We start from the raw sequence: 13,795 nt of genomic DNA on the forward strand, positions 1-13,795 counted from the left end.
GGCCCGTCTACCCGACTGATGGGCCCTTCGGTCCGTGGGGCGACCGGGCCGGCGCCCGTCGACTGTCGGCCCCCTCCGTCACCCTCCTCGCAGCGGACGACACGAGGAGGAACCGATGCGGCGGATCGTGGACCTGGCCGAGCTGGGGCGGCTGTGGATGACCGGGGACCTCGTCGACCCCCTGGAGGACGACGTCGAGGAGTTCGAGCAGGAGTACGGGCCCATCCCGTGCGACGGATCCGTGTGCTGTCCCTGCGGCACGTGCGACGGCCTCGAGCACTCTTGAGGCGCCGACACGCCGTCGGGGCGCGGTGAGCAGCACCGACGTCGGTCCGCCCGAGTGAGCGCCGAGACTGTCGGACCCTCCGGGTAGCGTGGCCGCAGTCCCGAGACCCCGCGATCGCCTCCTGCAGGCGCCGGGGGACGGGGCGTCCGAGGTAGCCGTCCCGGGGAGGTCTCTCGCGTGTCCGACGACTCGTTCGTCCACCTCCACACCCACACCGAGTTCTCCATGCTCGACGGGGCGGCGCGGCTCGACGACCTGTTCACCGAGGCCGCGCGCATGGGCATGCCGGCCCTCGCGATGACCGATCACGGCAACACCTACGGCGCCTACGAGTTCTGGAAGAAGTCCAAGGCGCACGGGGTCAAGCCGATCATCGGCATGGAGGGCTACATCGCCCCCGGCTCCCGCCACGAGCGCAAGCGCGTGTCGATCGGCCAGAACGCCAACGGCAGCGACAACCCCGACCTCATGTACACCCACATGACGCTGCTGGCGGAGAACACGGAGGGGATGCACAACCTCTTCCGGCTCTCCAGCCTCGCGAGCCTCGAGGGGTACTACTACAAGCCCCGCATGGACCGGGAGCTCCTGGAGACCTACGGCAAGGGGATCATCGCGACGACGGGGTGCCCGTCGGGCGAGGTGGCGCGCCTGCTCCAGCAGGGCGACCGCGACGGCGCGATGCAGGCGGCGAGCGACTACCGCGACATCTTCGGGCGGGACAACTTCTTCTGCGAGCTGATGGACCACGGCATCGAGATCGAGCGCCGGGTCCGGGACGACCTGTACGACCTGAAGAAGAAGCTCGACCTGCCGGGCCTCGCGACGAACGACCTGCACTACACCTACGCCAAGGACGCGAAGCCCCACGAGGTGCTGCTCTGCGTCCAGACCGGCAAGACGATGAACGACCCGAACCGCTTCCGGTTCGACGCGCAGGACTTCTACCTCAAGTCGGCCGCCGAGATGCGCGCGCAGTGGGACCCGGTGTTCCCGGAGGCGTGCGACAACACCCTGGCCGTCGCCGAGCGGGTCGACATCACCTTCACCGAGGGTCGCGACCTGCAGCCGGTGGCGCCGGTGCCCGAGGGGGAGACCGAGGGCTCGTGGCTGGTCAAGGAGGTCGAGCGGGGCCTGCACTGGCGGTTCCCGAACGGCGTCCCGGACAACTACCGCAAGCAGGCCGAGTACGAGGTCTCGGTCATCATGCAGATGGGCTACCCGGGGTACTTCCTGGTGACGGCCGACCTGCTGAACTACGCGCGCTCGGTGAACCTGCGCGTCGGGCCCGGTCGCGGCAGCGCGGCGGGCAGCCTGGTCGCCTACGTCCTGGGGATCACCGACCTCGACCCGATCCACCACAAGCTGATCTTCGAGCGGTTCCTCAACCCCGAGCGCGTCTCCATGCCCGACATCGACATGGACTTCGACGAGCGCCGGCGCGGCGAGATGATCCGCTACGTCACCGAGAAGTACGGCGAAGAGAAGATCGCCCAGATCATCACGTACTCCACGATCAAGGCGAAGGCCGCGATCAAGGACTCCGCGCGCGTGCTCTACGGCCAGCCCGGCTACGCGGTGGCCGACCGGATCACCAAGTCGATGCCGCCCGCGGTCATGGGCAAGGACATCCCGCTGTCCGGGGTGTTCGACCCGGCGCACAAGCGCTACTCCGAGGCCGCCGAGATGCGGGCGCTCTACGAGTCCGACCCGCAGGTGAAGGAGATCGTCGACACCGCGCGGGACCTCGAGGGCCTCAAGCGGCAGTGGGGCGTGCACGCCGCCGGCGTGATCATGTCCAAGGAACCGCTGATCGACGTCATCCCGATCCAGCGGCGCGAGGCCGACGGCGCGATCATCACGCAGTTCGACATGGGGGTCTGCGAGACCCTCGGGCTGCTGAAGATGGACTTCCTCGGCCTGCGCAACCTCACGATCATCGACGACGCGCTGAAGAACATCACGCTCAACGGCAAGGAAGCGCTCGACCTCGACCACCTCGGGCTCGACGACAAGGCCACCTACGAGCTGCTGTCCCGCGGCGAGACGCTCGGGGTGTTCCAGCTCGACGGCGGGCCGATGCGCGACCTCCTGCGTCGCATGGCCCCCACCGAGTTCGACGACATCTCGGCCGTCGGCGCGCTGTACCGGCCGGGCCCGATGGGCGCGAACGCCCACAACGACTACGCCGACCGCAAGAACGGTCGCCAGGAGGTCACCCCGATCCACCCGGAGCTCGCCGAGCCGCTCAAGGAGGTGCTCGGCGAGACCTACGGGCTGATCGTGTACCAGGAGCAGGTCATGGCGATCGCCCAGGTGCTCGCGGGCTACTCGCTGGGCAAGGCCGACCTGCTGCGCCGCGCCATGGGCAAGAAGAAGAAGGAGATCCTCGACAAGGAGTACGAGGGTTTCGCCCAGGGCATGAAGGACAACGGCTACTCCGCGGCGGCGATCAAGACGCTGTGGGACATCCTCCTGCCGTTCTCCGACTACGCGTTCAACCGCGCGCACTCCGCCGCGTACGGCGTCGTCTCCTACTGGACGGCCTACCTCAAGGCGAACTACCCCGCCGAGTACATGGCGGCGGTGCTCACCAGCGTCCGCGACGACAAGGACAAGGCGGCCGTCTACCTCGCCGAGTGCCGCCGCATGGGCATCACGGTGCTGCCGCCCGACGTGAACGACTCGGTCCGCGACTTCGCCCCGGTCGGCGACGACATCCGCTTCGGTCTGGGCGCCATCCGCAACGTCGGCGCGAACGTCGTCGACTCGATCGTCGGCAGCCGGCGGGAGAAGGGCAACTTCGCCGACTTCTCGGACTTCCTGCGCAAGGTCGAGCAGCAGGTCTGCAACAAGAAGACCGTCGAGTCGCTGATCAAGGCCGGCGCGTTCGACTCGCTGGGGCATCCGCGCAAGGGCCTGGCCCTGGTGCACGCCGAGGCGATCGACGCGGTGATGACCACCAAGCGTGCCGAGGCCGACGGCCAGTTCGACCTGTTCGGCAGCTTCGACGAGCCCGGTGACGACGAGGCCGTGGACACCACGGGAATGTTCGACGTCAAGGTGCCCGACGGGGAGTGGGAGCCCAAGCACCGGCTCGCTCTGGAGCGGGAGATGCTCGGTCTCTACGTCTCCGGGCACCCGTTGAACGGCATCGAGCACATCCTCGCCAGCCGCGCCGACACCCCGATCACGAAGATCCTGGAGGGCGACGTCGCCGAGGGCGCCGCGGTCACCGTGGGCGGCATCCTCGCGAGCGTCACCCGGCGCGTGAACAAGAAGGGCGAGCCCTGGGCGTCCGCCCAGATCGAGGACCTCGCGGGCGGCATCGAGGTGCTGTTCTTCCCGCGGACCTACGCCGCGGTGTCGATCGACGTCTCGGAGGACGCGATCGTGCTGCTCAAGGCCAAGGTCAACAAGCGCGACGACCGCGTCAGCCTCTTCGTGGAGGACCTCGCCGTGCCCGACCTGTCCACCGGTGCCCAGGCCGCCCCGCCGGTCCGGGTGACGATCGAGAGCGCCCGCTGCACGCCCGAGCGGGTCGGGAAGTTCAAGGAGGTCCTCGTCGCCCACCCCGGGCCGAGCGAGGTCCACCTGACGCTGCTCGCCGCCAACGGCGCCTCGCACGTCCTCCGGCTCGACGACGGGCTGAAGGTCACCAACTCGGGGGCCCTCATGGGCGACCTCAAGGCGCTGCTCGGCCCCCGCTGCCTGCAGTAGCGAGCGCCCTCGACGCGAGGGCTACACCAGACAGGTTCCCGGAGTCCCGGACCTGCCTGGCGTAGCACTCGCGAATCAGCTCGGATCGTCGGAGAAGCTCCCGTGCCGGCCCGCGCCCGCGGTGAACCGCGCCGCGCCGGCCACGCCCTCGGCCATCAGCGCCGCGAGTCCGCCGGAGAACTCCGCGGCCAGCGCGGACGCCTCGTCGAGGCCCTGCTGACCGAGCACCGATGCCCGGTCCGCGCGGAGGCACGCCTGCGGGAACGCCGCGAGCTCCCGGGCGAGGGCCTGCGCCGCGGACAGCGCCTCGCCGGCCGGCACGACCCGGTTCGCCAGCCCGATCGCCGAGGCCTCCGCGGCGTCGACCGGCCGGCCCGTCAGCACCAGGTCCATGGCTCGGCTCTCCCCGATGAGGCGCGGCAGCCGCACCGTCCCGCCGTCGATCAGCGGCACGCCCCACCGTCGGCAGAAGACGCCGAACACCGCGGTCTCGTCGGCCACCCGCAGGTCGCACCACAGGGCCAGCTCGAGCCCGCCCGCGACGGCGTGCCCCGAGACGGCCGCGATCACCGGCTTCGACAGGCGGAGCCGGGTCGGGCCCATCGGCCCGTCGCCGTCGGGGTCGGTGCGGTTGCCCGAGGCGGTACCGACGGCGGTCAGGTCGGCGCCGGCACAGAAGACACCGCCGGCGCCGTGCAGCACCGCCACGGCCGCGGAACCGTCGGCCTCGAACGCCCGGAAGGCGTCCGCGAGGGCGAGCGCGGTCGGTCCGTCGACGGCGTTGCGCCGCTCCGGGCGGTCGATCGTGACGGTCGTGACGGGGCCGTCGCGCTCGACCCGCACCGACCCGGCGTCGGGAAGGATCGTCATCGCGGGGACCACCCCAGCGCCGGCCCGAGCTTCGTGGCCATGTCGGTGAGGATCTGGACGTAGTCGTCGTGCTCGAAGGTGAACGGCAGCGCCCACACCACCTCGCGCACCTCGCGGAACGCCGGGTTCGCGTAGAGCGCCTCGGCGATCTCCTCGGAGCTGCCCACCAGGTCGCGGGCGAACAGCATCTCCCGGGGCCCGTGCGCGACCGCGGTCCGGGGGGTGCGGTGCTCGACGTAGGCCGCGTAGCGCGACCGCTGGTCGGCGGTCGCGGAGTCGGTGGGGATGACGACGAGGCCCTGGGAGACCCGGGCGGCCGCGCCGAGCGGGTGCACGGAGCGGAACAGCTCGATCTGCTCGCGCTGGATGTCGGCGAAGACGCGGGAGGCGTCGTCACCGAGGTCGTGTCCCTCGGACTGGATGACGTTGCTGGTGAGCATGGCGAGCCCCTGCTCGCCGGCCCAGCGCACCGAGCGGCGGCTGCCGCCGCCGTACCAGACCCGGTCGGCGAGGCCGGGGGACTGCGGCTGGACGTAGTCGGAGAACGACTCGATGCCGTCGACGCCGGAGAAGGAGCTCGCGGGCTCGCCGCGCAGCATGGCGAGCAGGCGGGACACGCGGGTGTAGGAGAGGTCCTCGACGTCGGCGGTGTCCGGGTAGAGGCCCGCCTTCACGTCGTCCCAGTGGATCGGCGGCCCGACGGACAGACCCGGGTTCATCCGCCCGCCGGACAGCACGTCGACGGTCCCGAGGTCCTCGGCGTAGCGCAGCGGGTTCTCCCAGCCCAGCGGCGTCACGGCGGTGCCGAACTCGATGCGCGAGGTGCGCTGCGACGCGGCCGCGAGGATCGCGATCGGCGAGGAGATGCCGGACTGGAAGTGGCGGTGCCGCAGCCACACCGAGTCGAACCCGAGCTCCTCGCCCAGGACGATCTCGCGCAGGAGGTACTCGTGCCCGGGGGCGGGGTCGGCGCCGTCGTAGGTGCCGAGGGTCAGGAACCCCTGGCGCTCCAGGGGGACACCGGGAGGTGGCATGGGCAGATCATGCCGCGCGGGACCACCCGAGGGCAGGACCGAGTGCGGTCGCCATGTCGGTGAGGATCTGGACGTAGTCGGCGTGGGCGAACCCGAACGGCAGCGCGAAGACCACCTCGCTCACCTCGCGGAAGGCCGCGTGCGCGTACAGCGCGTCCGCGATCTCCGCCGACGTCCCCAGGATGTCGCGGGCGAACAGCAGCCGGCCGGGCCCCTGCGGTGACGACGTCCGGGGCGTCCGGCCCTCCACGTAGGCCGCGTACTTCGCGCGCTGCTCGTCGGTCGCAGTGTCCGTCGGGATGACGACGAGCCCCTGCGAGACCCGCCCCGGGGCACCGTCGGGAAGGGCCTGCCGGTAGGTCCGGATCGTGGCGGACTGGATCGCGGCGAAGTCCGGCTCGGTGTCGTCGCTGCCCTCGCCCACCCGCACGACCGACGACGTCAGCAGGTTGAGGCCCTGCCGGCCGGCCCAGATCGCGGACCGGTCGCTGGCCGCGCCGAACCAGACGCGGTCGGCCAGGCCGGGGGAGTGGGGCTGGACGTGGTCGGAGAAGACCTCGATGCCCTCCGTGCCGGAGAACGAGCTGGCGGGCTCGCCGCGCAGGAGGTGCAGCAGGCGCTCGACGCGGGTGTAGGTGAAGTCCTCGACGTCGGCGGTGTCCGGGTACAGCGAGCCCTTGACGTCGTCGAAGTGCCCGGGCGGACCGACCGAGAGCCCCGGGTTCATCCGGCCACCGGAGAGGACGTCGAGAGTGCCGAGGTCCTCGGCGTAGCGCAGCGGGTTCTCCCAGCCCAGGGGCGTGACCGCGGTGCCGAACTCGATCCGCGAGGTGCGCTGGGAGGCGGCCGCGAGCACCGTGACGGGCGAGGAGACGCCGTGCTGCAGGTGGCGGTGGCGCAGCCAGACCGAGTCGAACCCGAGCTCCTCGGCGAGCACGATCTCCTGCAGGAGGCTCTCGTGGCCGGCGCGTGGTTCGTCAGGGGAGAAGGTGCCGATCGTGAGGAATCCGAGCTTCTCGAGCGGGACGCCGGGTGCGGGCATGTCCCCGATCATCCCTTGACCAGGCCCGTGACGCGGCGCACCGTCGGGGGATGGCCGCACCGACGCAGGACCGCCCCGCCCACGACGACGCGATGCCCTCCCAGGGAGGCCTCGCGATGCCGCAGCCGCCGACGTTCTCGACCGTCGAGGAAGAGCGGCTCCACCGCAAGCAGCAGCTCGCGGGGGCGTTCCGGGTGTTCGGCCGGTTCGGCTTCGGGGAGGGGATCGCCGGACACATCACGGTCCGCGACCCCGAGGACCCGCACATGTTCTGGGTGAACCCGTTCGGCATGAGCTTCCGGCACATCCGGGTCTCGGACCTGATCGCGGTCAACCACGAGGGCGAGGTCGTGTACGGGAACAGGCCGGTGAACCAGGCCGGCTTCGTCATCCACTCCGCGGTGCACGCGGCCCACCCCGAGGTGGTCGCGGCTGCGCACGCGCACTCGGTGTACGGCAAGGCGTGGAGCTCGCTCGGTCGCCCGCTCGACCCGATCACGCAGGACGCCTGCACCCTCTACGAGCAGCACGGCGTGGTCTCCGAGGGGCGCGGCGCGGTGGTGCTGGACCCGGAGGTCGGGCGGGCCCTGGCGAACGGGCTGACCGGCCGCAAGATGGTGTTCCACCAGAACCACGGCATCTTCAGCGTGGGGAAGACGGTCGCCGAGGCGGCGTGGTGGTTCATCAACACCGAGCGCAACTGCCAGGCCCAGCTGCTCGCCGAGGCCGCCGGGACGCCGACCCAGATCGACCACGTCAACGCGAAGTTCTCCGCCGAGCAGACGGGCACGGAGTACGCCGGCTGGTTCTCCTTCCAGCCCATCTGGGACGAGATCGTGCGCACCGACCCGGACCTGTTCGACTAGCGTCCCTGCGGTGATCGTCGACGCCCACGTCCACGTCGCCCACCTCGCCCGGCTGAAGGTGTCGTGGGAGACGTGGATCGGGCCCGCGGGCGACGCTGCGGCGTGGGCGGCGATGTACGACGACGACGGCGCGCCGATCCCCGCGCGGGTCAGCGAGTACTTCGCCGGTGAGGGCGTCGACCGCGTGCTGATGTTCTGCGAGTACAGCCCCAAGGCCACGGGCTGGCAGACGGTCGAGGACGTGCTGCCGATCGTCGAGCACGACCCGCAGCGCTTCCGCATCGTCGCGAACGTCAACCCGCACGTGCACCACCCGGTGGCCCGCGAGCTCGACCGCCAGCTCGACCACGGCGCCGTCGCCCTCAAGATCCACCCGGTCCACGCCGGCGTCGCCCCGAACGACCGCGAGCTCTACCCCGCGTACGCGCGCTGCGTCGAGCGGGGCGTGCCCGTGATCGTCCACACCGGCCCGTCGTTCTTCCCCGGCGCGACCTCCAAGCACGGCGACCCCGTCCTCATGGACGACGTGATGCGCGACTTCCCCGAGCTCGTCGTCATCCTGGCCCACGGCGGCCGCGGCTGGAGCTACGACGCCGCGGCCTCGCTCGCGCTGACCCGCGACAACGTCTGGCTCGACCTCGCCGGCCTCCCGCCCAAGCGCCTCCCGACCTACTACGCGGCCTTCGGCATGGAGCGCATCGCGGCGAAGTCGATCTTCGGCACGGACTCCCCGGCCGCGAGCCCGGCGCGCAACGTCGCCGCCGTCCGCGACCTCGGGCTGCCCGAGCACCTCGCCGACGCGCTCCTCGGCGGCAACGCCGCGCGGGTGTTCCCGGGGCTCTGACCCGTTCCCGACGACGGGTCGGGCTGCTACCGCGACAACTCCGCGAACGCCGCCCGCGCGCCCGGGGCCCACGCCTCGTGACGGGCGTGGAAGACCTCCGCGGCGCGGGCGCCGACCCAGTCGGCCGGCAGCAGCTCCGCGGGCAGCTGCGGGTCCAGGAACGGGAAGCGGCGCCAGGCGTCGACCAGCCGGACCTGGGCGGCGAGCACGCCCCCGGTCACCTCCGGCACCAGCTCGGCGAACTGGTCGACGAACTCCGCGTAGCGCGCCTCGAGCTCGCGCAGGTCCCAGGCCTGGGCCACCAGCTCGGCGTCCGACAGCCCGCCGTGGGTGCCGCCGACCACGACGAGCGCGGACCCGCCGAGCCCCACGTCGGTCAGCGCCCGGTGTGCCTCGGCGACCCGGGACGCGTCCGGACAGACCCACACCCCGGGTGCCGGGGAGCCCAGGCCGGCCCAGGCGAGCTGGGTGCGGAGCTGGTGGCGCAGCGCGCGTTGGGCCTCCGGGACGCTGACGACGAGCACGACCCAGCGCCCGTCCCACGGCTCGGAGCGCGTCCCGTGGGCGTAGATGCGCGCGGCGCCCTCGGAGAGCAGGCGACGACCCGACGACGTCAGCGACCACCGGACCCGTCGTCCGGAACGCTCGGAGAACACGACGTCGTCGGCCGCGGTCCGGGCGAGCGCCTGCCGGGCGGACTTCTCCTCGACGGCGACGGCCCCGAGGGCGTCGAGCAGCGTCTGGGTCCACACCGGCTCGCCCGCGGGGAGCACGAACTCGCCGAGCACCGTCAGCAACAGCGAACGGGCGCTGGTGGCGGCCACCTCACGACGCCGGGAGAACGCCTCGCCCGCCCCCGCCGCCATGACCGGTGATCGTAGGCGAGAGCTACCGTGCGCCGGTGTCAACCCTGCGTGACCTCGACCGACAGCACGTCTGGCACCCGTACGGCCCCATGCCCGGGCGCACCGACCCGCTCGTGGTCACCGACGCCCGCGGCGTCCGCCTGACCCTCGCCGACGGCCGCGAGCTCGTCGACGGGATGAGCTCGTGGTGGGCGGCCGTGCACGGCTACCGGCACCCCGCGCTCGACGCCGCCCTGCACGCCGACGCCGTCAGCCACGTCATGTTCGGCGGCCTCACCCACCACCCCGCGGTCGAGCTCGCGACCACGCTCGTCGAGATCACCCCGGCCCCGCTGCAGCACGTGTTCCTCGCCGACTCGGGGTCGATCTCGATCGAGGTCGCCGTCAAGATGTGCCTGCAGTACCAGCGCGCCCACGGCCGCCCGGGACGCACGCGGATGATGACGTGGCGCGGCGGCTACCACGGCGACACCTTCGCCGCGATGAGCGTCTGCGATCCCGACGGCGGGATGCACTCGCTCTGGCAGGGCTTCCTGCCGCAGCAGGTGTTCGCGGACGCACCGCCCGCGGCGTACGACGGGCCCCATGACACCGCCTTCGACGAGCACCTGGCGGCGGTCGCGGAGCAGCACGCCGGCGAGCTCGCCGGCATCGTCGTCGAACCCGTGGTGCAGGGTGCGGGCGGCATGCGCTTCCACTCGCCGCGCCACCTGCGCGCGCTGCGCGAGATCGCCGACCGGCACGACCTCGTGCTCGTGTTCGACGAGATCGCCACCGGTTTCGGGCGGACCGGCGAGCTGTTCGCCGCCGACCACGCCGGGGTCGCCCCCGACGTCATGTGCGTGGGGAAGGCCCTGACCGGCGGGTACCTGACGATGGCCGCGGCCCTGTGCACCACGGCCGTCGCGGCCGCCGTCAGCGACGAACGCGGCGGCGGGGGACTGATGCACGGTCCGACGTTCATGGGCAACCCGCTGGCCTCGCGGGTCGCGCTGGCCAGCGTGCGCGAGCTGCTCCGTCGGGACTGGCGCGGCGAGGTCGAGGCGATCGGGGAGGTCCTGACGGCGGGTCTGGCGCCGGCCCGGGAGCTCCCGGGGGTGCGGGACGTGCGGGTGCTGGGCGCGATCGGGGTGGTCGAGCTCGACCACGACGTCGACGTGCCGGCGGCCCAGGCCGCTGCGGAACGTCACGGCGTGTGGCTGCGGCCGTTCCGGAACCTGATCTACACGATGCCGCCGTTCGTCAGTGCCCCCGAGGACGTGGCACGCATCGCCGAGGCCGTCGTGGCCGCCGCCACGGACGGATGACGGCGGTGTGTGGATCGCGTGTGCTCGCCATGACGGCACACACTCACCGTCCGGTCTGACGCACCCCTGGGGTTGGTAAAGGTCTTTTCCACCCGAACGGAGCAGGAGTGCGACCTGGCCCACGCGGCCGATCGGCCGTACGCCGCCCTCGGTGATCATCCGCGCGGTCCGGGTCACCCCGTGCGGGGTCCGGAGGTGTCGATCGTCGGTAGCCGGTACCGGGAGTCACGTGAACGGCGGGTGAACCGGATTGCGCGCGACCGGTCACCGGCAGACTGCTGAGGTGCCCGTGTCCGGTTCCTCCCGGATGACCGGCTCTCAACTTCACACGCAGTGACAGCCGAGACGACTGCCGCTGTCGACGTCGATGCCGACGGCGAGAGACGCAGACCGCTCGGACCGCCCCGGGCCAGGGTGTCCCCAGCAAGGACGCTGGACGGACACGCGTGGCCGAGACGATCCGTCCGGAGGACGTACACACCCATGAGTGCTCCCCCCTCGACCCCGCCGTCACCGGCGTCGGGTCCCGCAGGAATCGCGGGGGCTCTGACGAGCCTGCGCGAGAACATCCGCTACGACCTGCCCGCCTCGCTGGTCGTCTTCCTCGTGGCCGTGCCGCTCTCGCTGGGCATCGCGGTCGCCTCCGACGCCCCGCTCACCGCGGGCCTGATCGCCGCCGCCGTGGGCGGCATCGTCGCCGGGGCCCTCGGCGGGTCGGCGCTGCAGGTCAGTGGGCCGGCCGCGGGTCTCACGGTGATCGTGGCCGACCTGGTGAACCGCTTCGGCTGGGGCGTCACGTGCGCGATCACGGTCGCCGCCGGCCTGCTGCAGATCGTCTTCGGGTTCACGAAGGTCGGCCGGGCCGCGCTCGCGATCTCACCCGCCGTCGTGCACGGGATGCTCGCCGGGATCGGCGTGACGATCGTGCTCGGCCAGCTGCACGTCGTCCTGGGCGGCGAGCAGCAGGACGACGCGCTCGCCAACGTCCTCGCGCTGCCCGGCCAGCTGCTCTCCGCACACGGGCCGGCGACGATGCTCGGGCTCGCCGTCATCGCGATCCTGCTCGCCTGGCCGAGACTGCCGAAGGCGACGCCCGCGTGGGTCAAGGGCATCCCGGCGCCGCTCCTCGCGGTCGTCGCGCTGACGGCGGTGGCCGTGGCGTTCGCGCTGCCGGTCGAGCGGGTCGAGGTCGGGGGCTCCGTGCTCGACGCGATCGCGCTGCCGATCCTGCCGACGTCCGACCTCGGCGGGGTGGTCGTCGGAGTGTTCACCGTGGCGATCATCGCGTCGATCGAGAGCCTGCTCTCCGCCGTCGCCGTCGAGCGGATGCGTCCCGGCACGCCGTCGACGAACCTCGACCGCGAGCTCGTCGGCCAGGGCGCGGGCAACACGCTCTCCGGCCTGCTGGGCGGACTGCCCATCACCGGCGTCATCGTCCGCAGCTCCACCAACGCCGCCGCCGGCGCCCGCAGCCGGGTCTCCGCGATCCTGCACGGCGTCTGGATCGTCGTCTTCTCGGTCGCCCTGCTCGGCCTCGTCGAGCAGATCCCGATGGCGGTCCTCGCGGGCCTGCTCGTCCACATCGGCGCGAAGCTCGTGAACGTCGCGCACATGCGGGAGCTGCACCGGCACGGCGAGCTGCCGGTCTACGTCGTGACGATCCTGGGCGTGGTCTTCATCGACCTGCTCACCGGGGTGCTGATCGGCCTGGGGCTCGCGCTGCTGATGGTCCTGCGTCGCGTGGTGTGGGCGTCGATCGAGGTGCAGGAGCCCCGGAGCGAGGGCGGCACCTGGCACGTCGTCGTCGAGGGCGCGCTGTGCTTCCTCTCCGTGCCGCGCCTGTCGCGCCGCCTCGCCCAGATTCCCGAGGACGCCGACGTCGTCGTCGACCTCGTCACCGACTACCTCGACCACGCCGCCTACGACCACCTCTCCGAGTGGGAGGAGCGCCACCGGCTCGCGGGCGGCACCGTCCGGGTCGACGAGGTCGGGACGATGGGGCTGGTCGCCCGCCGCGAGTCGACCGCCGGCGGTCCCGGCGACCGCCGTCCCGGGCCGGTCCCGCGCTTCCTCTCGCCGTGGTCGGTGTGGCAGGCACAGCACGACGCCACCTACGGCGAGGGCTGGGGCCACGGCCACCACGAGCACGACGGTCACGCCCACTCCGACGACGCCGACCCGATCCTCACCGGGCTGCGCGAGTACCACCGTCGCGCCGCCGGGCTGGTCGCGCCGTACCTGTCGGACCTCGCCGAGGGGCAGGCCCCGCACGCCTGGTTCCTCACCTGCAGCGACTCGCGGGTCGTCCCCAACGTCATCACGTCGTCGGGCCCGGGCGACCTGTTCACCGTCCGCAACGTCGGCAACCTCGCCCCGCTGGGCACCGGGGGCGACGACTCGGTGGGCGCCACCGTCGAGTACGCCCTGGACGCGCTGCACGTGCCGACGCTGGTGGTCTGCGGCCACTCCGGCTGCGGGGCGATGCAGGCGGTGTCCCGGGAGGTCGACGGCGACACCTCGCTCGGGCGCTGGCTCGCCGGGGCGTCGGAGTCCATGACGCGCTGGACCGCGAAGCACCCGGTCGGCGAGCACGCCCGCACGGGCGGCTGGGGCGACGTCGACCAGCTCGCCATGGTCAACGTCGCCGTGCAGCTGGACCGGCTCGCCCGCCATCCCGGCGTCGCCCGCGCGGTCGACGAGGGCCGGGTCCGCCTCGTGGGCCTGTTCTTCGACATCCCGACGGCGCGCATGTTCGTGCTCGACGGCGACCGGTTCGTCCCGGCCTCGACCGACCGGCTCGGTGCCGGGGCGTCCTCGACGCCGCCGGAACCGGCGACCAGCGCGTTCCCGGTGAGCGGCTGACCCGTCTCCGTGGCAGGGAAGCGCCGGTGCCGGCGACGACGCTTCCCTGTCATCCCTTCCCGACGCCGGGTCGGCGCGAGTGGGGTGCCTAGGCTGTC

Annotated in this window: 10 protein-coding genes; 6 read left to right on the forward strand and 4 right to left on the reverse strand. The window is 72.3% G+C overall.

Features of this window, described 5'->3' with window-relative positions:
• The first annotated feature begins 115 nt into the window (after positions 1-115).
• Complete coding sequence (locus QRT03_RS13145; RefSeq protein WP_286053274.1) at positions 116-286, forward strand: hypothetical protein; 171 nt, start codon at positions 116-118, stop codon at positions 284-286.
• A gap of 177 nt (positions 287-463) precedes the next feature.
• Complete coding sequence (gene dnaE, locus QRT03_RS13150; protein WP_286053276.1) at positions 464-4,006, forward strand: DNA polymerase III subunit alpha; 3,543 nt, start codon at positions 464-466, stop codon at positions 4,004-4,006.
• A 75-nt stretch (positions 4,007-4,081) separates the two neighbouring features.
• Here dnaE and QRT03_RS13155 read toward each other — a convergent pair whose 3' ends face one another.
• The 3 genes from QRT03_RS13155 to QRT03_RS13165 are packed head-to-tail and all read right to left on the reverse strand — an operon-like array spanning position 4,082 to position 6,952.
• Positions 4,082-4,876 carry a crotonase/enoyl-CoA hydratase family protein gene (locus QRT03_RS13155; protein WP_286053277.1) on the reverse strand — a complete coding sequence of 265 codons (795 nt, stop codon included), beginning with the start codon at positions 4,874-4,876 and terminating at the stop codon, positions 4,082-4,084.
• Positions 4,873-5,910, reverse strand: a complete 1,038-nt coding sequence (locus tag QRT03_RS13160) for an LLM class flavin-dependent oxidoreductase (RefSeq protein ID WP_286053278.1) — start codon at positions 5,908-5,910, stop codon at positions 4,873-4,875. Before QRT03_RS13160 ends, QRT03_RS13155 begins: the two co-directional genes overlap by 4 nt.
• A gap of 7 nt (positions 5,911-5,917) precedes the next feature.
• Positions 5,918-6,952 (reverse strand): LLM class flavin-dependent oxidoreductase, encoded by a 1,035-nt coding sequence (locus tag QRT03_RS13165; RefSeq protein ID WP_286053279.1) that lies wholly within the window; start codon positions 6,950-6,952, stop codon positions 5,918-5,920.
• Positions 6,953-7,002: 50 nt separating this feature from the next.
• Between QRT03_RS13165 and QRT03_RS13170 the strand changes: the two genes are divergently transcribed.
• Entirely contained in the window at positions 7,003-7,818 is an 816-nt protein-coding gene (locus tag QRT03_RS13170; RefSeq protein ID WP_286053280.1) for a class II aldolase/adducin family protein, read from the forward strand.
• Positions 7,819-7,828: 10 nt separating this feature from the next.
• Positions 7,829-8,662 (forward strand): amidohydrolase family protein, encoded by an 834-nt coding sequence (locus QRT03_RS13175; RefSeq protein WP_286053281.1) that lies wholly within the window; start codon positions 7,829-7,831, stop codon positions 8,660-8,662.
• Between the two features lie 26 nt (positions 8,663-8,688).
• Here QRT03_RS13175 and QRT03_RS13180 read toward each other — a convergent pair whose 3' ends face one another.
• Entirely contained in the window at positions 8,689-9,528 is an 840-nt protein-coding gene (locus QRT03_RS13180) for a PaaX family transcriptional regulator (RefSeq protein WP_286053283.1), read from the reverse strand.
• Between the two features lie 35 nt (positions 9,529-9,563).
• On the opposite strand from QRT03_RS13180, the gene QRT03_RS13185 reads away from it, so the two are divergent.
• Both QRT03_RS13185 and QRT03_RS13190 read left to right on the forward strand, forming a co-directional pair.
• The gene (locus QRT03_RS13185; RefSeq protein ID WP_286053284.1) at positions 9,564-10,835 is read left to right on the forward strand and encodes an adenosylmethionine--8-amino-7-oxononanoate transaminase; all 1,272 of its coding nucleotides are present in this window, start codon (positions 9,564-9,566) and stop codon (positions 10,833-10,835) included.
• A 483-nt stretch (positions 10,836-11,318) separates the two neighbouring features.
• Positions 11,319-13,697, forward strand: a complete 2,379-nt coding sequence (locus QRT03_RS13190; RefSeq protein ID WP_286053285.1) for a solute carrier family 23 protein — start codon at positions 11,319-11,321, stop codon at positions 13,695-13,697.
• Positions 13,698-13,795: the final 98 nt, after the last annotated feature.

Origin of the sequence: Actinomycetospora termitidis, assembly GCF_030286555.1 — a bacterium.
Taxonomy (GTDB): Bacteria; Actinomycetota; Actinomycetes; order Mycobacteriales; family Pseudonocardiaceae; genus Actinomycetospora; species Actinomycetospora termitidis.